19 protein-coding genes are annotated in these 19080 nt (G+C 63.4%); 10 read left to right on the top strand and 9 right to left on the bottom strand.

The window, feature by feature from the left end:
* Positions 1 to 221 precede the first annotated feature (221 nt).
* Positions 222 to 731, top strand: a complete 510-nt coding sequence (locus tag IFT63_RS06105; protein ID WP_042612897.1) for a ferritin-like domain-containing protein — start codon at positions 222 to 224, stop codon at positions 729 to 731.
* 69 nt (positions 732 to 800) lie between these two features.
* Here the strand turns inward: IFT63_RS06105 and IFT63_RS06100 are convergent, their stop codons facing one another.
* Positions 801 to 1313: a hypothetical protein gene (locus IFT63_RS06100; RefSeq protein ID WP_249404344.1), complete on the bottom strand. Its 513-nt coding sequence runs from the start codon at positions 1311 to 1313 to the stop codon at positions 801 to 803.
* Between the two features lie 254 nt (positions 1314 to 1567).
* On the opposite strand from IFT63_RS06100, the gene IFT63_RS06095 reads away from it, so the two are divergent.
* Complete coding sequence (locus tag IFT63_RS06095) at positions 1568 to 1912, top strand: hypothetical protein (protein ID WP_192083541.1); 345 nt, start codon at positions 1568 to 1570, stop codon at positions 1910 to 1912.
* Positions 1913 to 2202: 290 nt separating this feature from the next.
* Positions 2203 to 3105 (top strand): manganese catalase family protein, encoded by a 903-nt coding sequence (locus IFT63_RS06090; RefSeq protein ID WP_192083540.1) that lies wholly within the window; start codon positions 2203 to 2205, stop codon positions 3103 to 3105.
* Between the two features lie 63 nt (positions 3106 to 3168).
* On the opposite strand, the gene IFT63_RS06085 is transcribed toward IFT63_RS06090, so the two are convergent.
* The 3 genes from IFT63_RS06085 to IFT63_RS06075 form a co-directional block, all read right to left on the bottom strand.
* Positions 3169 to 4857, bottom strand: coding sequence for a diguanylate cyclase (locus IFT63_RS06085; protein WP_192083539.1), 1689 nt, complete (start codon positions 4855 to 4857; stop codon positions 3169 to 3171).
* A 14-nt stretch (positions 4858 to 4871) separates the two neighbouring features.
* Positions 4872 to 5456 (bottom strand): isochorismatase family cysteine hydrolase, encoded by a 585-nt coding sequence (locus tag IFT63_RS06080; RefSeq protein WP_192083538.1) that lies wholly within the window; start codon positions 5454 to 5456, stop codon positions 4872 to 4874.
* 205 nt (positions 5457 to 5661) lie between these two features.
* Positions 5662 to 5907, bottom strand: a complete 246-nt coding sequence (locus IFT63_RS06075; protein WP_192083537.1) for a hypothetical protein — start codon at positions 5905 to 5907, stop codon at positions 5662 to 5664.
* 129 nt (positions 5908 to 6036) lie between these two features.
* On the opposite strand from IFT63_RS06075, the gene IFT63_RS06070 reads away from it, so the two are divergent.
* A complete protein-coding gene (locus IFT63_RS06070; RefSeq protein ID WP_042612892.1) occupies positions 6037 to 6486 on the top strand; it encodes a BLUF domain-containing protein in 450 nt (149 codons plus the stop codon).
* A gap of 104 nt (positions 6487 to 6590) precedes the next feature.
* Here the strand turns inward: IFT63_RS06070 and IFT63_RS06065 are convergent, their stop codons facing one another.
* Both IFT63_RS06065 and IFT63_RS06060 read right to left on the bottom strand, forming a co-directional pair.
* Positions 6591 to 6800: a hypothetical protein gene (locus tag IFT63_RS06065; protein ID WP_192083536.1), complete on the bottom strand. Its 210-nt coding sequence runs from the start codon at positions 6798 to 6800 to the stop codon at positions 6591 to 6593.
* Positions 6801 to 6885: 85 nt separating this feature from the next.
* Complete coding sequence (locus IFT63_RS06060) at positions 6886 to 7290, bottom strand: hypothetical protein (RefSeq protein WP_192083535.1); 405 nt, start codon at positions 7288 to 7290, stop codon at positions 6886 to 6888.
* A 429-nt stretch (positions 7291 to 7719) separates the two neighbouring features.
* Between IFT63_RS06060 and IFT63_RS06055 the strand changes: the two genes are divergently transcribed.
* The 5 genes from IFT63_RS06055 (at position 7720) to IFT63_RS06035 (ending at position 12821) form a co-directional block, all read left to right on the top strand.
* Entirely contained in the window at positions 7720 to 8457 is a 738-nt protein-coding gene (locus IFT63_RS06055; RefSeq protein WP_192083534.1) for a hypothetical protein, read from the top strand.
* Between the two features lie 97 nt (positions 8458 to 8554).
* On the top strand, positions 8555 to 10210 hold the full coding sequence (locus tag IFT63_RS06050) for an acetolactate synthase large subunit (RefSeq protein ID WP_192083533.1): 1656 nt from the start codon (positions 8555 to 8557) through the stop codon (positions 10208 to 10210).
* Between the two features lie 29 nt (positions 10211 to 10239).
* The gene (locus IFT63_RS06045) at positions 10240 to 11622 is read left to right on the top strand and encodes an aldehyde dehydrogenase family protein (protein ID WP_192083532.1); all 1383 of its coding nucleotides are present in this window, start codon (positions 10240 to 10242) and stop codon (positions 11620 to 11622) included.
* 118 nt (positions 11623 to 11740) lie between these two features.
* Positions 11741 to 12010 (top strand): hypothetical protein, encoded by a 270-nt coding sequence (locus IFT63_RS06040; RefSeq protein ID WP_042612885.1) that lies wholly within the window; start codon positions 11741 to 11743, stop codon positions 12008 to 12010.
* Between the two features lie 115 nt (positions 12011 to 12125).
* Positions 12126 to 12821: a L,D-transpeptidase gene (locus IFT63_RS06035; protein WP_042612884.1), complete on the top strand. Its 696-nt coding sequence runs from the start codon at positions 12126 to 12128 to the stop codon at positions 12819 to 12821.
* Between the two features lie 18 nt (positions 12822 to 12839).
* Here the strand turns inward: IFT63_RS06035 and IFT63_RS06030 are convergent, their stop codons facing one another.
* The 3 genes from IFT63_RS06030 to IFT63_RS06020 all read right to left on the bottom strand — a co-directional run bounded on the left by IFT63_RS06030 (position 12840) and on the right by IFT63_RS06020 (position 15614).
* Positions 12840 to 13334: a hypothetical protein gene (locus tag IFT63_RS06030; RefSeq protein ID WP_192083531.1), complete on the bottom strand. Its 495-nt coding sequence runs from the start codon at positions 13332 to 13334 to the stop codon at positions 12840 to 12842.
* 326 nt (positions 13335 to 13660) lie between these two features.
* Entirely contained in the window at positions 13661 to 14308 is a 648-nt protein-coding gene (locus tag IFT63_RS06025) for an MBL fold metallo-hydrolase (protein ID WP_249404343.1), read from the bottom strand.
* A 187-nt stretch (positions 14309 to 14495) separates the two neighbouring features.
* Complete coding sequence (locus tag IFT63_RS06020) at positions 14496 to 15614, bottom strand: LacI family DNA-binding transcriptional regulator (protein WP_192083530.1); 1119 nt, start codon at positions 15612 to 15614, stop codon at positions 14496 to 14498.
* 296 nt (positions 15615 to 15910) lie between these two features.
* On the opposite strand from IFT63_RS06020, the gene IFT63_RS06015 reads away from it, so the two are divergent.
* Positions 15911 to 19042, top strand: coding sequence for a TonB-dependent receptor (locus IFT63_RS06015; protein WP_192083529.1), 3132 nt, complete (start codon positions 15911 to 15913; stop codon positions 19040 to 19042).
* Positions 19043 to 19080: the final 38 nt, after the last annotated feature.

Raw genomic sequence — 19080 nt, 5'->3', positions numbered from 1 at the left:
TCATGTGCTTGCCGGCGTCTGTTCGCTGCGGGCATTTCGGCCGCTGCGCACCGGCTGGTGTGGCCGGCGGGTGGGTGGGTGCTGCGCCGCGCGCGTGGTTGATCCTGGGCAGGCGCGCCGCGTTGCGGGTCGCATTCGCTCGGCCGTCACTTCGACATCGCTTTTCCTCCATGCCTGTCTGGATAGGGTTCGGTTTCCCCCGATCGAACAAGGAGATTCCCATGGCCGAACCCAAAGAAAACCTGCTTGATTGGCTTCGCGATGCCCATGCGATGGAGCAGCAGGCTGAAAGTATGTTGAAGGGCCAAGCGTCCCGCATCGAGCACTACCCCGTGTTGAAAGCACGAATCGAAGAACACATCCAGGAAACGATTGGCCAGCGAGAGCAGCTGGAAGCGTGCATCAAGCGCCTGGGCGGCTCTCCTTCCACCATCAAAGACGTGATGGGCAAGATGGCCGCGTTTGGCCAAGCGCTGGGCGGGATGACCGCGTCCGATGAGATCGTGAAGGGCGCTATGGCTGGGTATGTCTTTGAGCACTTCGAAATCGCGTCTTATACCGCGCTCATTGCGGCAGCTAAAACCGCCGGCGATCCGGAAACGGCACGCGTGTGCGAGGCTATCCTGGTGCAGGAAGAAGCAATGGCCGATTGGCTCGCTGCGCACCTGCCGGAGGTCACCGAAGAGTTTCTGGTGCGCGATGCGACCCCGGGCGTTGAAGCCAAGAAGTAAGGGTCGAGTTGTCATCAGTGCCCCGTCGGATGTGCTGCAACGCTCCTGCGGGGCCTCTTTCCATACGCCCTAGTGTGGGCGGCAGACAAGACAGCGTCGGAACTCAACGAGGGCGGGAACCACCGCGAGAAGCAGCGCCGGCACGATGGCAAATAGCCACAAGGTGATGGGGGCCGGTTCAAGCGCCGGGCCAGTTTCAACGTGTGTATCAGGCATGGACCAATAAACGGCCCCGATGGCGATCCAAGGGGCCAAGTCCAGAATGCTATGGACGTGCTGCTCAAGGGGGCGAATGGCTCGCTTGGGATAGGCGACGCGTGTATCCCAATAGCCTGTGATGGCATGCAGACATACCAGCGCCAGAAGGATCAGGAAAAGCGCGTGCGACGCTCGAAAACAGAGCCACAGTAGGGTTGCCAACCCAAGCAGGGCGATTTGAACCAAGTGGAGCCTGGATTCTTCAAGCCCCGTCGTGGATTCAATGTTGCTGGCTCTGTGCAGGCGAAAGTCCATGGCCCCTGCGGTAAGCCAGAGCAGATAGAGGCCATGCCAGACCGTCACGTCCATGGCTGGGTTGGACATTTCATATCCCGGACTCGGTTGCAATTACGTTTCATGGTGACTCCCGCGAAGTGGGTCCATGCGTGACTCCACCAGGAATTCTAAGGGACGGCCGCTCAGGACGGTGTGTATTTGGCTGCACCGGCCGAGCATCTGTCCATGAATCGCACCCAGACTGAAGAGCTGCAATCGTTTGACGTTCTCTTGACGCCTTGGCGACACGCCGTGCTCTTTCTGGAGCGGATATTCGTCGCCAACCTTGTCAGGAGAAACTTATGAGCGCCTATCCACAGTTTCTGGCTGCAACACCGCGAGTAACCCGCATGGAGATGGCCGACCTCTACGCGGGCCATGCCACCACCGTGGTCCAGCTGGACGCGATCCCCTGCGATATCTGGATCCAGAACCTGCAGGGGCTTGTCAGCCGGTCCCCAGAGCTTGCCGGAACACGGGTGGAGGTGGAGGGTTCATGGGTCCACTTCATCGGCGTGCGGAAAGCGCGTGGCCCCGTTGCGGCTCACCTGCTGGATGTGATTGCGGCTGCAGGCAAGATGGCCTATGCGTCGGCCACCGTTCGGCCAACTGCGTTCAGCGTGTCCCCAACACCGGCAATGCAGTGACCTGACGCCACAGCTGCCGGAAGATCATCCCGTGGACCATGCCGGCTTCGAAGGCAACATCACGAAATTTTGACCACGGCGCCGGAGACACGGGGGACCCGGAGGCCAGACGTGGCGCACAACGTTAGGCGCGCATCAGGAGAGCGTGTGCGCCAGGGCAGGCTTTTCGTCACGGTTCTCGACGCGAAAACGATGGCCAGGCAGGCACGATGGATTTGCCGACGAAAAGAGACGACCACTCTTTCCGGTTCCACCAAGGCAAGCCAAAGCCAGCCCAAGGAGATGCGCAGATGTTTCTTCACCACAAGAAGTTGATGTATACGGTTCGGGTCAAAGAATCCAACCCCGCCTTGGCGGCGTTGATGCTTGAGCAATTCGGAGGTCCGCAAGGCGAACTGGCCGCAGCCATGCGGTATTTCACGCAGGGTCTCGCGGAGGCCGATCCGGGCCGCAAGGATCTGCTGATGGACATCGCGACTGAAGAAATCAGCCACCTTGAAATCATTGGCACGATCATCGCGATGCTCAACCGTGGCCCCAAGGCCATTCAGTCTGAAGGCATGATGGAAGCCGAGGACATGCGTTTGATGGGCCAAAACAGCACGAGCCACACCGAGCAGATTCTGTATGGCGGTGGCCCGGCGTTGGTCAACTCAAGCGGTGTGCCTTGGACGGCTGCATACATCGACAGCATTGGCGAGCCCACGGCTGATCTGCGATCCAATATTGCAGCAGAAGCACGCGCGAAGATTGTCTACGAGCGGCTCATCAACGTAACCGATGACCCTGGCATCAAGGATGCCCTCCGTTTCCTCATGACCCGTGAAATCGCGCATCAGAAATCGTTTGAAAAGGCGCTTTACAGCATCCAGCCCAACTTCCCGCCGGGCAAGCTGCCCGGGGATCCTGCGTTCACCGACCTCTACATGGACATGTCGCAGGGCGAGGGGGACGTCGAGGGCAGCTGGAACAGCGGCGAACTTTGGGAGCGTGTCACTGATCGGGACGCTCAAGCGGCCTTGGACGGCGGGGATGGGAGTTGCGAGGTGGACCTCACCGGAAGGGAGCAAGTCGCTTTGGATGCCATGGCTGCCCGGACCCTCTCTGATCCGGAAGCGCGGCCGGCGACCGGCGCCGAGCTGGGGGCAGGCCCCGGTGCCGGGGCCGTCGACGTCAATCCCCGAGAGCCGTGACCGGTATCCATCCCAGCCCGCCGCGAGGCGGGCTTCTTTATCGCACAGACACCCCCAAAAGGCTCACGAACGCTCTTGCTTCCGTCGATCGTAGAGCTTCATGTCAGCCCGATTGATGGTGTCGCCCACCGACTCATGAGGTCGGCTGATTGCGCAACCCCCCGAAAATCGGATCGGCGCCTCATCCGCGCGATCTCGGTAGCAGGCTTCCAACTGGTTCATGCGTTCGCCCGTCGCGCCGGGAACGAAGACCAGGAATTCGTCCCCTCCAAGACGGATGACGACCTCGTCGTCCAGAAGCTTGGACTCCAGAAACGCAGCGAACTTGACCAACACAGCGTCCCCCTCTGCGTGGCCCTGGGTGTCGTTGATCTCCTTGAAGTGATCCAGGTCGAACACAAGGCAGCCCCAAGCGTCCAGCTGGCGATGAGCGAGCTCGGTGAGATGGCGCCGGTTGAAGCATCGGGTCAATGGATCCCGGATGGCCAACTCCTGGAGTTGTTGTTCCTGCAGGTGCTGCGTGGTGATGTCCTGGGCGTGCCCCAGCACATAGGGTGGGTCCGCCTCCGTATCCAGAACGTTGTGATAAGCCCAGAAGCGCCGCGACCCATCGGAGGCGACAAGTTCCATCACACCTGAGTCGCTCAGATCCTCCTTGATCCTGGCCAGATAGGCATGGAGATGCATCCGCCTGTCCGGCGGAAGGATCGCTGACAGCGGGCGGCCGATGAGCTCCTGCTCTTCCCGACCCAATGAAAGGGAGGCGGCCGGGTTGATGGACGTGATAGTGCCGTCAAGGGTATGCGTGCAGATCAAACCCATGCTGTGTTGAAACAGCCGACGGTACTTCGATTCGCTCAGCGTCAATGCTTCGCTGGCGGAGCGCTGAAGCGACACGTCCTGTACCGCTCCGATCAGCCGCGTGCCACGGTCGTCCTGGAGGCGCTGTCCGACGACATGCACCCAGATCCGCTCTCCGTCAGCCTTCGTTGAGGGCAGCGTCAGATCAATCGGAGTGCCCTGCTCGGCGCACTCTGCAAGAGCGGTTTGAATGGGCCCCTGTGCCGCGTCAGGGTAGAAGGACAGAGCCGCCCCCAACGAGGGAGACGCATCGGCCACCCCATGGATACGGCGGGTCTCCTGGGTCCACTCCAGCTCGTTTGTATCAACGTTGAGTTCCCAGCCACCCACTTTGGCCAAGGCGTTGGTCTGTTCAAGCAGCGCCTGGCTCTTCTGCAGGTCACCGTGCAGTCGAGTAGCCTCGGACACCCGATCAAGCAGCAGGGCCCGTTGTTCCATCCCCGCCGCAGCGGCTTCTGCCAGGCACTGAAGGACTGCCCTCTGGCAGGGCGCCAGCTTGCCTGGCGTCTGGCTCAAGAGACACAACGTGCCAACCCGGTGTCTGCCGGCCACCTGAATCGGTGCTCCCACGTAATGGCGGACATAGGGGGCGCCCTGCACCGATGGGTTGTCGGAGAACCTGGGATCAATGGAGGCGTCCTCCACCTCAAAGATCTCTCCTGAAAGGACCGTCCACGTGCAGAAGGAGACGTGGCGCGGGGTCTCACGCACGTCTTCGAGCCCTATTTGAGACTTGAACCATTGCCGGCCGCCATCCACCAGCGAGATCAACGCGATGGGCATTTCTGTGGCCAACTGTGCGGCGCGTGCAAGGGCGTCAAAAAACGGTTCCGGGTCCGAGTCCAGAATGCTCAGTGCATGCAAAGCGGACAGACGGGCTTGCTCGACCACTGGCGTCCCTCTCTCTATGACGTTGGTTGACCTGCTTGCCGGTCATGTCCGCTCTCGAGTGAGCGTAGAAGCACCCGGGTCGTGCGCACTTGGACTCCGCCAGTGGAGCGCAGCAGCGTTAGAGCCGAAGGCCTGCGTAGTGGCAGGCAGGCCGTCGCGTCAGACGCCACCACCGTGGAGAACTCTCGGGAGTTGGCATCGATTGCAGTGGCGATGATGCAAGAGTCCAAGGCCATCCCTGCGAGCACCAAGGTGCCAACGTCCAGCTTTGCCAGGAGCACTGCCAACGGGGTGGCGAGGAAAGCCGAGTGCTTTGGTTTGAGTACCGTGTAGTGATCCGGACCGGGGAACAGTAGGCTGGCGATACCACCTGAAGGGCCATCTGTGTGGCGGCAGACCTCGGCCAACTGATGAAAGCCGCACTTCCAGTCGCCGAAATTATCGTTGGCGTAGATCACCGGCCATTGTTTTTCATCAAAGGCGTCTCGGATCTGACGAGCTTTCTTGGCGGCCTTGAATGCCAGCGGTGCGAGTTGGGGACCGTCCGGGAAATCAAAGCGTGAAAAGAGATCAACGATGAGCAGGGCCGTGCGCGGCATGTCAGTCCTCTGCCGGGGCGAGCCACTACCTTGCCGCCAGCCTCGCCCAAGACGCGTGAAGGCAGGGCCTCCGACCTTGAGGCTTCGTTAACAAAGGTTGGCCCCAGGTCCTCGTCCCCGCCGGGCAAGCGCGGTAGCCGGGCATGGTGAGACAAGGACAGTGCCGAGCTCTTCGTCGTAGCTGCCACAAGCGAGGATAAGGGAGTCAGACCCCGCGCAGGTCAGCAGCGGCGGGCGCCAATCCAGCATTTGAAAGCGCCTGGTGATTGCCACACTGCGCGCAATTGATCACGAGCCCACCAGAGAGGTGATGAATGGCGCCGTCGTTCACCGTGGTCACATGCCCGCATTTGTGGCAGCGCGCCGTAATCGAATCCACGACTTCGTCATCGATGTCCGGTATCCGGACCATCTCGAAGGACAGGATCTGAAAGGGGCCGGTGTTGGTCATGATTGATCCCGATAATTCGTAGGTTTGAGCGTATGCCGGCATGTGTGAAATTGACCGCGTACTTGCAGCGCCCTAAGATCACCAGGCGTTCAGCGCAAGCGTACGCACCTTTCACCCAGATGCAGAGCCATGCCGATTCGAGCCGTTGTCTATGTCAGTGATGCGGCGCCGGGGATGACCCCGGACGCGGCGGTCGCCATGATCCGCAACGCCGCTGATTTCAACATGCAGGCCGGTGTGACCGGCATCCTGCTGCATGACGGCGCTCGGTTCTTCCAATACATCGAAGGGCCGGAAGATGGGCTGGCGGCGGTTTATGGCCGCATCCTCAATGCCACATCGCACATCAATATCGTGGAGCTGGGACGAGCGCGGACCGGCGCGCGCCATTTTCCGTACGGGTCGATGCAGCTGCTTCCCGCCACGGCGGAAGAGGTCGATACGCTTATCGCCGGGACCTGGGACGCCTCCGCCACGCAGGGCTTCGCTGAAGGGAACGCAGCGCCCTCCGGGTTGGACGCGCTGTGCCGTTTCGTGCTGAGGCATCTGCCTGACAGCGCCCCCGGCCACCGGCCCTGAGGCATGGCGATCTGAAGCCAGCTCACGGGGGATCGCATTGGACATGGCGCCGGCCGGCGCCTCGATGGGACGCAGAAGGGGAGGGGCGTCGCCTGAACCGGTTGTCAGCCGGCCGCCGCTTCGACCCGAAGCTGGAGCTCGAGCGCGCGCGTTACCAGCAGTAACGTTCCCAGGTAGAGCGGAAATGAGCCACTCAACTGCCTGCGCAATGTCGCCGCGCTCAGGCGGCATTCGTTCGCAACCGCATCGAGGCCGTCGACTTCGGCAACCAGCAGTAATGCGCGCGCGACGCTGGCCTCGTCACAGCTGTCCACGTTCAGTCGGGCGTCGAGGAACTCCGCCCGCTGGGCGGCGCGCGCCGTGGGCTGTTGATGGCCGGGCCCCCGACGTCCGTGCTGCTCATTGCTTGCCCCACATTTCAGCCTTCGCGGATTCGACCATCTCCCTCCCGCATACGATCAGGCCCTCCACCATCTGATCGCTGATCATCGTTTCGGGGGTTTCTTCTGGCCTGGCCACGTGCACCGCGTGCAGTATTTCAAGAACGGTACCCAGTGCCAGCAGGGTGCGGAAGGGTACGGCGACGTTCCGGTCGGCAGGGCTGTCCGGGCCGCTCGAGGGCGCATTGCTGCCGACACTGGGTACCCGTTGAAGCTGTACCACGCGGTCGCCGCGCGGGCGCAATTGCGCGAACTCTTCGAGCTTCCGTTCCAGGCGCTCGATGAAATGCGGCGGGAACTCGCTGATCTTGTCCCCGATCAGGGAATACAGGCGCTCGGCGCTGAGAGGATAGTTGGTTTCCATCGGTCATCCTTCGCAAGGCGTGGGGCCACCTGCGCGAGCGCGCAAGGTGGCAGGCGATGCGGGTTGGCATACCGGTGGTTACAAAGCAAAAAATCCGGCGGATCGGGATCCCCACACATCGCCCGCCATAAAACCTACGGGCAATGCTGTGCATTCTCCGCCGTGCCCAAGGGGGCAAAACAGAGCCAATTGCTTTGTTACCAAACGGGATGCCAATCCCGGCTGTTGCTCTTCGGCTTCAGCACGGCCAGCTTGCGATGGGGTGGGGGAGGCGTCCATGAGGATAGTTGCGAAGTTGGTGGTTGCGACGGGAGCGGTGGCTACAGCGGATCACCCCCTTCCCAGTCCGGGGTCACGCTACTATCGGCGGACAGCGAGCTGGCGCGCGGCCAGCTGGCGACATCGACAGTCAGACCGAAGGACCCCGCAATGGATATGCAGGCAAGTGAGTGCAATGGCGCCGACGCCGGTACGAAGCCGGCTACAGGTGAGCTGACCTTCTCCTGGCTGTTCGAGCAGGTGCAAGGCTACGCAGCGCATAGCATCCATCCGAAGCCGTCGCGCCTGGAAAAGGGTGGCACCTGGGTGGGTGTGGGGGCCACCGGGCTGGGGCTGCTCACTGCCGCCTTGCCAGACAGCTTGTTTCCCGCAGGCTCGCAGATCATGATCCTGATGGGGTGTCTGCTGACCGAGATCACCGGGTTCCTGCTGTCGTTCTTGCTGATGCTCAAGCGGGAAGGGCGGCAGTACATCAAACCTCGCCTGACCCATGCGGCAGAGATGGATGGTGACTTCGCGTACTGGGCGTATCTGGTTGATCAGCTCAGGGCATTCCCAAGAGAAGAGCGCGAGCAGCGGCTTCGCTTTGCGAGCACGCTTCGGCAAGGCATGACGGAGCGGATGGGCCTGGCTTTCGGCGGGCTGCAGAAGCTGGGCTTCTTCCCCGTGTTGGGAGCGCTCTACCTGCAGCTTCGCACTTGGAAGTGGGGTGACTGGGCCGGTGCCTTCGATGTCAATCCGATAGCCGCTGTGCTGATCTTCGGCATGGTCCTGCTGTATGCCCTCGGCTGGGTTCTGGTCGGCATCCGCAGCAGGCTGGAGACCTATGTGAATCTGCTTGAAGCTTCATTGGCTGAGCAGTCGGCCCAAGCCGTCACCGGCTTGTAATGATTACAGAGCGTTCCACGCGTCGCCATTCCGTTACAGGCTCAGCGTAATACCCCGGGCGTATAGTGGCTGCATCCTCACCGCAAGGATCGACGCTATGCAGAAGGGCTCGGATCTACTGGTCAAGGCGCTGGAGAACGAAGGCGTAGACCGCATTTTTGGCGTGCCGGGCGAAGAGAATCTGGACTTCCTGGAATCGCTTCGGAACTCCAGGATTGAACTCATTCTCACCCGCCATGAGCAGGCAGCCGCCTTCATGGCCGCTACCCACGGCCGGCTCACTGGCAGGCCCGGCGTGTGCCTGGCTACGCTCGGCCCGGGCGCGCTGAACTTCTCCACCGGTGCGGCGTATGCCCACCTGGGCGCGTGGCCGATGATCCTCATCACCGGCCAGAAGGCGGTTATGAGTGCCAGGCAGGCGCGCTTCCAGATCGTAGATATCGTGGCGTCGATGAAGCCGCTCACGAAAATGACGCGGCAGATTGTCAGCCCGGCCTCGATCCCCGCCATGGTGCGCGATGCGTTCCGTGTGGCAATGGAAGAGCGGCCCGGCCCGGTCCATCTGGAACTGCCGGAGGACATCGCCGGCGAGGAAGTGGAGGATGTCCCGGTCATCCCCGTCCATGCGCTGGAGCGGCCCATCGCGGCGCCTGCCGCGCTTGATCGGGCTGAAGCGGCCATCCTCGCGGCAAAGCGACCGCTGGTGATGATCGGCGCGGCCGGAAGCCGGCCGTGGCTGACCGAGGCACTGTCCGCGTTCGTGGCGCGCACACGCCTGCCATTCTTCAATACCCAGATGGGCAAGGGCGCCGTCACCGGTGGCTCCAACCTTTATATGGGCACGGCCGCACTGTCCGAAGGGGATTATGTCCACGAGGCGGTGGCCCGCGCCGACCTGATCATCGCCATCGGCCATGACACGATCGAAAAGCCGCCCTTCCTGATGAAGAGCAGCGGCGGGCCGAAGGTCATCCATATCAGTTTCCAGTCGGCCACGGTGGAGCAGGTCTACCACCCGGATATCGAAGTGCTGGGCGACATCGGCGCCTCCGTCGATGCCTTGGCCGAGCGGCTGGAAGGGCGCCTGTCTACCGACGAAGGCATGACCGGACTGCGCCAGGACATCCTCGCCCGGCTCAATGATCGTGCCGAAGAAGACCGGTTCCCGATCACCCCGCAACGGATAGTGCACGACGTACGCCAGGCCGTGCCGGACGATGGCATCGTCTGCCTGGACAATGGCATGTACAAGATCTGGTTTGCCCGCAATTACCGCACGCATGTGGCCAATACGCTGCTGCTCGACAATGCGCTCGCCACGATGGGCGCCGGCCTGCCGTCGGCGATGATGGCGGCGATGCTGTACCCGCAGCGCCGGGTCATGGCGGTGTGTGGCGACGGCGGCTTCATGATGAACTCGCAGGAGATGGAAACCGCCGTGCGGCTGGGGCTGAACCTGGTCGTGGTGATCCTCAACGACAGCGCCTACGGCATGATCCGCTGGAAGCAGGCCGTGGATGGCTTCGAGGATTTCGGCATGCGCTTCGGCAATCCGGATTTCGTGAAATATGCCGAGGCGTACGGCGCGAAGGGCAGCCGGGTGAGCGCCGTGGAGGAGCTGGTGCCGATGATCGAAGCGGCCTTCGCCGGCGGTGGCGTGCACGTGCTGGATGTGCCGATCGACTATTCCGAAAACACCCGCGTGCTGGTGGATGAACTGCGCAACCGCACGCCCGACGTGGGCTGTGCATGACCGCCCGTGACCCTGTAAAGGAGCCCAACATGCTGACCGTCGTACAGGCCTTCGACCGCGCGCCCATCACCGAAATCGGATTCGACACCGCCGCGGCATTGGAACACAAGCTCAGCGCCGCCGAGCGCGTCTTCAAGGACCGCGACGGTTGGCTGCCCCCGCACGAGCGCATCGCGATCCTGCGCAGGCTGGCCGCGTTGATGGACGCCAAGCGCGACCACCTCGCGCTGCAGATCGCACGCGAGGGTGGCAAGCCGCTGCCGGACGCCATCGTTGAAACCACGCGCGCCATCGATGGCGTCCACAATGCCGCCGACGAGCTGCGCAACTTTGGTGGCCGGGAGATCCCGATGGGTCTTTCAGCCGCGGCGGTGGGGCGCTGGGCATTCACCACCCGCGAGCCGATCGGCATCGTGGCGGCGATCTCGGCCTTCAACCACCCGCTCAACCTGATAGTGCACCAGGTCGCCCCGGCGATCGCCGTGGGTTGCCCGGTGATCATCAAACCCGCATCGGCAACGCCACTTTCCTGCTTGGATTTCGTGGCGATGGTGCATGGAGCCGGGCTGCCCGAGCCGTGGTGCCAGAGCTTCCTGCCGGAAGGCAACGACCTGGCCGAGGCACTGGCCACCGACAAGCGCATTGCCTTCCTGAGTTTCATTGGATCGGCCAGGGTAGGGTGGTCGTTGCACAGCAAGCTGGCACACGGCGCGCGTTCGGCACTGGAGCACGGCGGGGTTGCGCCGGCCATTGTCGACCGCAGTGCTGACCTGTCCAGGATCATCGAGCCGATCGTCAAGGGCGGCTATTACCATGCCGGCCAGGTGTGCGTTTCCACCCAGCGCATCTTCGTCCACAACGATATCGCCGATGACTTCACCGAGGCGCTGATTGCCCGTGTGGAGCGGCTGCGTACCGGCGATCCAGCGCTGAAAGACACCGACGTGGGGCCGCTGATCCAGCCCCGCGAGGCTGACCGGGTGGCCGAGTGGATCGACGAAGCCGTGAAGGGCGGTGCGAAGCTCGCCAGCGGCGGCAAGCGGCTTTCCGAGACCACCCTGCAGCCGACCGTGCTGCTCGACCCGGCCGCTGATGCGCGGGTGACCACGCAGGAAGTGTTCGGGCCGGTGGTGGCGGTGTATCGATATTCGGATCTGGACGAAGCCATTGCCCGGGCGAACTCGCTGCCGACCGCCTTCCAGGCCAGCATCTTCGCGCAGGATATCGACATCGCCATGCGCGCGGCCAACCGGTTGGATGCCTCGGCGGTGATGATCAACGACGCCACCGCGTTCCGCACCGACTGGATGCCGTTCGCCGGCCGCCGAGAATCGGGCTACGGCACCGGCGGCATTCCTTACACCATGCGGGACATGTCGCACGAGAAAATGATCCTGATGCATAGAAGCTGAGCAGGAATGCGCTGCCTTCACGCTGCCTCTACTTGTCCCGGCATCAACTGAACGTCGGTCTTGGCACAGCCGAAAACGCCGCTATAGTCCGAACACCCCCGAAGAAGGAGATAGTGAAATGTTCCTCAGCAAACCCAATCTGACGACCGCACGCAACCTTGGTATCGCCCTTATCGCTGGCGTCAGCCTGAGCGCCTGCGCCACCTATAAGGACGACTTCGCACGCATCGATTCGCGCCTCGACCAGCTCGACGTGAAGGTGCAGGGCGCCGCACAGAGCGCCGAATCGGCCAACCAGTCCGCCACCCAGGCCAACCAGCGCCTCGACCAGATCGAAGGCCGCGTCCAGCAGCTTGAGCAGGCGCCGCGCCGCAAGCCGCGCGGTTGATCGCCCGACACGATTGAACCAGGCACCGGTGGCCTGCACAGGCCACTGGTTTCCTCGGGAGCAGTAGAAACTGATTCAAAGGAAGTGTCCCATCCGTACTCATCCATCCTCCAGAATGCGGCCCGTTTGCGGTGTGCTGGCACTCGCGCTGGCGTTGGCGTGCACCGCACCGGTGAGCGCTAAGAACGCCGCCGCGCAATCCGCCGCTGCGGTCGACGAACTCCCGGAAGGCCAAACGGTGTCGGACACCGTGATTGAGCTGGCCGGCTGGGTCGTTGCTTCCAAAGACAGCCAAGGCTACCCATTCGCGATCATGGACAAGGCGGCTGCGCAGGTCCTGGTCTTCGACGGGGAAGGCCGACTGCGCGGTGCCGCGCCAGCGCTGTTCGGGTCAGCCACCGGTGACCACACCGCGCCCGGCGTCGCTGGCCTGGCCCTGCGGGCCATTCCGGGACGTGACCGCACGACCCCGGCGGGTCGCTTCATCGGCGGCTACGGACCCTCGATCGATGCAGGGCGCGTGCTCTGGGTCGACTACGATTCGGGTGTCGCGCTGCATCCCATCACCACCGGCGTCCCATCGGAGAAGCGTGCCGAGCGACTTGCTTCGGCCTCGCCCGATGACAACCGCGTCACCCACGGGTGCATCAACATCTCGCCGACGTTCTACGAACAGATCGTCCGCACCACGTTCGAGCGCGGTGGCGTGTTCTATGTGCTTCCGGACAAAGCGTCGGTGGCCGAGACGTTTCCCGAGTTCGCACAGACACGTGCCGCGATGAAAGACAACGGCGAGAAAGCCGCGCGTTGATACGCGCGGCGCAGACCGTCAACGCGTTTGCGCCCTCAGGCGTTCGCAGGTTTCCTTGGCACGCTGCAGGCCCATGCCCTCCGGCGACGCGGGATCAGGTTCGCCCAGGGTGAACGCCTCCATCCGCGCATCATGCGCGGCGCGCACTTTGGGGGCAGCCAACACGGTGGCAAGCAGCTCGGGCAGCTCGACCTGGTTGCGCTGGCCAAGGAACGCTTTCAGCTCGGCAGGGGTGTAGACGCTCGCCAGCAACTGATCGAACCTGGCCTGTTGGACAGGGTCCTGGATTCCTTCGGCTACCTGCCTCACGCCGGCTGACAGATGTGCCGCCATCGCGTTCTTGATCGCTTCGCGGCACGCGGGGGGATCGTCGGGAGCCGCGATACCTTCGCCGCTGCCAAAGGCACGCAGGAAGGCCTCGCCCTCTTCGATGACCTGCCTGGTCACGATTTCCGTGTTTACATCGTGGGCCAGTTCCAGGGGTGTGGCAGCCAGCGCCGGCAGGCTGGCCAACGCCAGCAGCGCCGCGCCGGTCCAACGCACGCGCCGGCTACGCAGCCGTGTGCCGGGCAGCCTTGCAGCGGGCAGCCTTGCAGCGGGAATGCCGTCTCGTTCTTTCATATCCAGGGGAGCGTCGCCATGCGGCGGGCAAGGATAGCGCATCGCCTGCGGTCTGCCGGCAGCACCCGCTCACGCCTGGTTGAAAGGACGACCCGAAAGGCGCTCGAATTCGGCGACGTCGTGCGAGCAGAAAATCTCCAGTTCGCCACGGGAATGCAGGCGCCGCAGGCTTCGCACCTGGTCCCGCGATGCCAGGCGTTGGCGGCGATCCTGCTCCATCATCCACTGATAGCCGCGCAAGCCGGGCGGGCACCGATACGTGCCCGGTTCCAGTTCGTCCTGGTGGAAGTACGCATCACCTGCGAGCAGCTGCCAACGCCTTCGCTGTGAACCGCTATGCCGGCATGGCCACGGGTGTGGCCCGGCAACGGCACCATCAGGATGTCCGGTGTCAGCCCCTGCAGGGGTCGCACGAAGGACAGCCCGAACCATGCTTCGCCAGCGGTTTCCCGGTGCAGATGCCAGCGTTCGACGCGCGGCCACTGCTGCGGGCCGAAGCGCTGCCGCTGCAGCCACCGGCCGCGATTTCCCGCCGTATCTGCTTCAGCGGCCAGCACGTGGACCGCTGCATCGGGGAAATCGTCCAGTCCGCCGGCGTGATCGAAATCCAGGTGGGTCAGCACGATATGCCGCACGTCGTGCGCCGACCATCCCAGCGCCTGCACCTGTGACAGCGCGGTCATCGACTGGCGAAGGTCGGGCGCCAGCAGCGCACGGAAGAACGGCGAGAGGCGCTCTCGTGGATGGGTGACGTCGCGGGTTCCAAAGCCGGTATCCACAAGCACCAGGCCTTGGTTGGTCTCGATCAGCAGGCAATGGCAGCAAAGGCGTGCCCGCCGCAGCACCCCGTGCGTGCGCCCGTCCATGAGGCGGCCGCCGGGCGGGCAGGTGGAAACACAATTGAGATGGTGGAGGCGCGCCGTCGGTACCTCGCAGGATGGGCGATGCAGGCAGTCTGCGCAGCGCGATGTAGCGCGCGGTGCTGCCGGCGCCAGTGCGATGTCACTGCGGATGCGCCGTTCCATCACGGGGCCACGACATCGCCGGCAAACGTCACTCCGAGCGCGTTGGACGGGGCGCGGCTTCCTTCGGCGGCAACGGCGCGGATACGGACGCGCGCGTGACCAACCGGTGCGCAAGCACCTGATTGACGGCCACGCGCCCAGCGGCGGCGGAGCGGCGGATCTCCCGCAACAGGATGTCCACCGCGCTGTCCGCCATGTCTGCCACGGGCTGATGCAGGGTGGTCAGTTCCGGCCACACCATCGTCGCGGCGGACGTGTCATCGAAACCAACGACTGATAGATCGCCTGGTACCTCCAGGCCGCGCCGGTGCGCCACTGAAACCGCGGCCGATGCCATGTCATCGTTGCTGGCGAAGATCGCGCTGGGCCGCTCTTCCAAGGCCAATAACCGTTCGGCTGCGTCCAGTCCGGAGCGATAGGTAAAGTAACCGGGCTGCACAAGGGAGGCGTCATAGTCGATACCGGCGTCAGCCAGTGCATCCCGGTAACCTTGCCATCGATGCGCGCTGGCGGTCTGGTTTGGATCGCCCTTGATGTAGCCGATGCGCGTGTGCCCGTGGGCCAGCAGATGCGACATTACGTCCCGGCTTGCCTGGCGGTCATCGATGCGTACGCAGGAAATATGATCGCTGAAATGGCTGGACGCGATGGAAACCACGGGAATGCCGGCGTCGACGAATACATCGACGATGTCCTTTGTTTCGCACAGGGGCGGCGGAAGAATCACGCCCGAGACCGTGATGGAGAGCTGCCGTGCCGCCTCCCGACGCGCCTGGCCGTCCAGCTCATCCCAACTGGCAATCACCAGCTGCGCCGCTGACCGGGTAGACCCGCGCAGCGCGCCGACCAGCAGCTCGCGCAGATAGCTGGAGCTGGGATTGGTGTAGATCAACGCGATGCAGGTGTGCTGCGCGGCGGCCAACGCACTGGCGGCAGGGTTGGGCCGGTAGTCCAGTTCCTGCACGCTGCGCATGACCCGATCGCGGTTGCCTTCGCGCACGCCGGCATGGCCATTGATGACACGCGAAACCGTCATCGGCGAAACGCCAGCATGCGCGGCCACGTCATCGATGGTGACGGCGCTTGCCTTGCGACGTACCGCTTTTTGGCTGCTTTTCAAACAATCAACTCCTTTGCTGCGCTGCATGATGACAAGCGCGTTCCGGGGTGAGTAGTCTGCGCCCGAGACGTGATGGTAGCGCTACCACTGAGCCAGGGTAAGGCCAGCAGGTACCCCCCCCCTTACCGCGCGGCTGTTCTGGCAAATCCGCAAGCGAGTTTGAGTCGCAGTGAAGGCAACGCGCACTGCGATGTTCGGTTTGGAAGACGGGCGTCGCCCGTACGTGCCCCAGAAGGGGCGGTGTATCCATTCGATCGTATGTCAGAGGGGAGAGTCATGAGCGCTGTTACTGTCCGTCGTATACCCGGCTGGAGGGCTCTGCCATGAGCCGGACGCTGGCGAAGTTCACCTCCAGGGCCATGTTCACCTTCGTCGGCGGCGTCCTGGTCATCAATCCCGCCTTCGCGCAGGACCCGGCCACGCCGGCGCCCGTGGCGCAGCAGCAGGGCCAGGCGAGCCCGACCCAGCTGGACGCCGTGCAGGTCACCGGCATCCGCAACAGCCTCAGCCAGGCGATGGACATCAAGCGCGACTCGGCCGGCGTGGTGGATGCCATCAGTGCGGAGGACATCGGCAAGTTCCCCGACACCAACCTCGCCGAGTCACTGCAGCGCATCACCGGTATTTCCATCGAACGCCGTGATGGTGAGGGCGCACAGGTCACCGCGCGCGGCTTCGGCCCGCAGTTCAACATGGTCACGCTCAACGGGCGCCAGATGCCGGGCGCCGATGCCTTCGGTGCATCCGGACAGGTCGCCATCGGCGGCGTCGACGGCGGTACCCGTGCCTTCAACTTCGCCCAGCTTGCCGCCGAGGCCATCAACGGCATCGAGGTCTACAAGACCAGCCAGGCCAATGTGCCCAGCGGTGGCATCGGCGCCACGATCAACATCCTGACGGCGCGTCCCTTCGACCATCAAGGCACCGTCGCCAGTGCCGGCGCGAAGATCGTTTCCGACGAGAGCCAGCCCTTTGGTGACGACCTGACGCCGGAACTGTCCGGCCTCTTCAGCTACAGCAACCCGGAAAAGACCTTCGGCGTTGGTGTGAGCGCCAGCTACCAGAAGCGCAAGGGTGGCTCGGTGCAGGCCACCAACAATTACTGGAACATCCAGCCGTGGACCGGCACGCTGCCGGGCAACCCGACCGTGGTCAATGCACCGGCGGTGGGCGCGCTGTACGGTCGCCCGAACGACCTTCGCTATGCGTTTTCCGAGTTCGAGCGCGAGCGCATCAACGGCCAGGCCGTGCTGCAGTTCGCGCCGACCGACGCGGTGACGTTGACCCTGGATTACACCTATTCGACCAACGAGATCACCGAAAATCGTGGCGAACAGGGCATGTGGCTGCAGAACAGCAACTACACCGACGTCGAGTTCGACACCAGCGGCGCGGTAGCCACGCCGATCTACATCCGAGAGGTCGCGGGCACCAAGGATTTCGGGCTTGAACAACAGCGCAGCATGCAGAAGTACAAGCTGGGATCGCTTGGCTTCAACGCACTGTGGCAACTTACCGATCGGTTCAAGCTGAGCTTCGACGCGCACGACTCCAAGAACGAAAGCCGGCCGAACGATCCGCTCACCGGGGGCGGCTCCATCTTCAGCAGCATCGCCGGTACCAACAACTGCACCACTGGCCCGCATTGCGGTGGGTCGTGGGTGCAGGAAATGAACTTCAACAACGGCCTGCCGGTGGGCACCCAGGTCTGGTACCCGAGCACGGCCGATGCACTCGCCAAGGTCAACGGCGTGGTCAATCCGGGGTTCGTGCCGGGCGAGATCGGTTCGCAGGTGCTGCGCATCAATTCGCAGACCCAGGTAAGCGAGATCAAGCAGGGCCGCGTTGACGGTGAGTGGAGTTTCGACAAGGGTCGCTTCCAGTTCGGCGTGGATTCGAGCAAGCAGACCACCCACCGCATCCAGGCAGCGGAGAACTACAACACCCTGGGCGACTGGGGCGTGGCCAACGTCGACGGGGATGTGGCCAATGGGCTGATGGACCTGCTGCAGCCGGTCAACATCGTCGGGTTGTTCAACGACTTCAATGCCAACAGCTTCACCGCCTGGCGCGGCGATGCTGGCCGCCTGGCGCAGTGGGCGGCGGACAACTATGGCGCCAGTCTCGGCGTGAGCCCGCAGCGCGCCGCCGACAACCTGGTGGAGGAGAAGACGAAATCCGCCTATTTCCAGGTCGAGCTGGACGGCGAGCTGGGCGGGCTGCGCACCAATACCCGCCTGGGCGTGCGCTACGAAACCACCGATGTGGTGTCCACGTCGGTCATCGCCATCCCGGAGGCCATCGAATGGCAGTCCAACAATGACTTCCGCGTGGTGTTGTCCGATGAGCAACAGCCGTTCACCGAGAAGAACAGCTACAGCTACGTCCTGCCCAACCTCGATTTCAGCATCGACCTCATGGACGACCTGAAGGGGCGCGTCTCGTTCGGCAAGAGCATCGCGCGTGCGCCGATCGGAAACCTTTACGCAGGTCCGACCGCACAGCAACCGTTCGGCTCGGTGCTGATCGATCCGTCTTCGCGTGCCAGCGGCACCGCGCAGAACCCGCAACTGAAGCCACTGGAGTCGGACAACCTCGACATGGCGCTGGAGTGGTACTTCGCTGACGCCAGCTACGTGTCGGTCACGTATTGGAACAAGCGGGTCGCCAACTTCATCGGCAATACCGTGGTCCAGGAGAACCTGTACGGACTGCGCGATCCCACTGCCGGTCCGGATGCGCAGGCGGCGCTGGCCTTCCTCACCAGCGGCGCCTGCGCTACCCAGGTGGGTGCGGCGAATGCGGCGGCCTGCAATGCCAACGACACCGCGTTGTTCACCGCGCTGGCACTGCTGCGCAACAATCCTGCCGGCCTGGGTGCCTACAACGGGACGGACGCGCAGGTGCTGTCCACCGAAGCCGCCTACGATCTGTATGGCACCGCAGCCGACCCCCTGTACCAGTTCAACGTCAACCGCCCGATCAACCAGAACGAGTCCAAGCTGAGTGGTTGGGAGCTCGGCGGGCAGTACTTCTTCGGCGATACCGGGTTCGGCGTGCTGGCCAACTACACCATCGTCAACGGCGACGTGGGCTACAACGATGCGGGGGATCCGAACCTAGACCAGTTCTCGCTCACCGGCCTCAGCGACACCGCCAATGCCATGCTGATGTACGAAAAGTATGGATGGTCGATACGCCTGGCCTGGAACTGGCGTGACGAGTATCTGATCCTGGCCAACCAGGGCACCAGCCGCAATCCCTACTATGTGGAAGAATACGATCAGTGGGATCTCAGCGTGAACTACACACTGAATGAGAACTGGTCCTTCGGCCTGGAGGCGATCAACCTGACCGGAGAGGACGTCCGCTGGCGTTCGCGCACCTCGCAGATGATCGTGAAGCTGGCTGACCAGAGTCCGCGTTACATGCTCGGCGTGCGTTACAGGTTCTGAACCGTGGGGGTGCCGCTGCCTTGCCGGCGGCACCCGTT

The sequence above is a fragment of the Stenotrophomonas sp. CFBP 13724 genome, from assembly GCF_014841975.1.
Taxonomy (GTDB): Bacteria; Pseudomonadota; Gammaproteobacteria; order Xanthomonadales; family Xanthomonadaceae; genus Stenotrophomonas; species Stenotrophomonas lacuserhaii.
The sequence above is the reverse complement of the archived record's forward strand: the minus strand, read 5'-3'. Positions and strand labels throughout refer to the sequence as shown.

Coding starts and splice junctions, on each gene's coding strand:
- IFT63_RS06095 (WP_192083541.1), top strand. CDS start 1,568: ATGAGCGCCTATCCACAGTTTCTGGCTGCAACACCGCGAGTAACCCGC.
- IFT63_RS06075 (WP_192083537.1), bottom strand. CDS start 5,907: ATGACCAACACCGGCCCCTTTCAGATCCTGTCCTTCGAGATGGTCCGG.
- IFT63_RS06015 (WP_192083529.1), top strand. CDS start 15,911: ATGAGCCGGACGCTGGCGAAGTTCACCTCCAGGGCCATGTTCACCTTC.
- IFT63_RS06025 (WP_249404343.1), bottom strand. CDS start 14,308: ATGGACGGGCGCACGCACGGGGTGCTGCGGCGGGCACGCCTTTGCTGC.
- IFT63_RS06100 (WP_249404344.1), bottom strand. CDS start 1,313: ATGTCCAACCCAGCCATGGACGTGACGGTCTGGCATGGCCTCTATCTG.
- IFT63_RS06050 (WP_192083533.1), top strand. CDS start 8,555: ATGCAGAAGGGCTCGGATCTACTGGTCAAGGCGCTGGAGAACGAAGGC.
- IFT63_RS06035 (WP_042612884.1), top strand. CDS start 12,126: ATGCGGCCCGTTTGCGGTGTGCTGGCACTCGCGCTGGCGTTGGCGTGC.
- IFT63_RS06045 (WP_192083532.1), top strand. CDS start 10,240: ATGCTGACCGTCGTACAGGCCTTCGACCGCGCGCCCATCACCGAAATC.
- IFT63_RS06090 (WP_192083540.1), top strand. CDS start 2,203: ATGTTTCTTCACCACAAGAAGTTGATGTATACGGTTCGGGTCAAAGAA.
- IFT63_RS06060 (WP_192083535.1), bottom strand. CDS start 7,290: ATGGAAACCAACTATCCTCTCAGCGCCGAGCGCCTGTATTCCCTGATC.
- IFT63_RS06055 (WP_192083534.1), top strand. CDS start 7,720: ATGGATATGCAGGCAAGTGAGTGCAATGGCGCCGACGCCGGTACGAAG.
- IFT63_RS06080 (WP_192083538.1), bottom strand. CDS start 5,456: ATGCCGCGCACGGCCCTGCTCATCGTTGATCTCTTTTCACGCTTTGAT.
- IFT63_RS06105 (WP_042612897.1), top strand. CDS start 222: ATGGCCGAACCCAAAGAAAACCTGCTTGATTGGCTTCGCGATGCCCAT.
- IFT63_RS06070 (WP_042612892.1), top strand. CDS start 6,037: ATGCCGATTCGAGCCGTTGTCTATGTCAGTGATGCGGCGCCGGGGATG.
- IFT63_RS06020 (WP_192083530.1), bottom strand. CDS start 15,614: ATGCAGCGCAGCAAAGGAGTTGATTGTTTGAAAAGCAGCCAAAAAGCG.
- IFT63_RS06040 (WP_042612885.1), top strand. CDS start 11,741: ATGTTCCTCAGCAAACCCAATCTGACGACCGCACGCAACCTTGGTATC.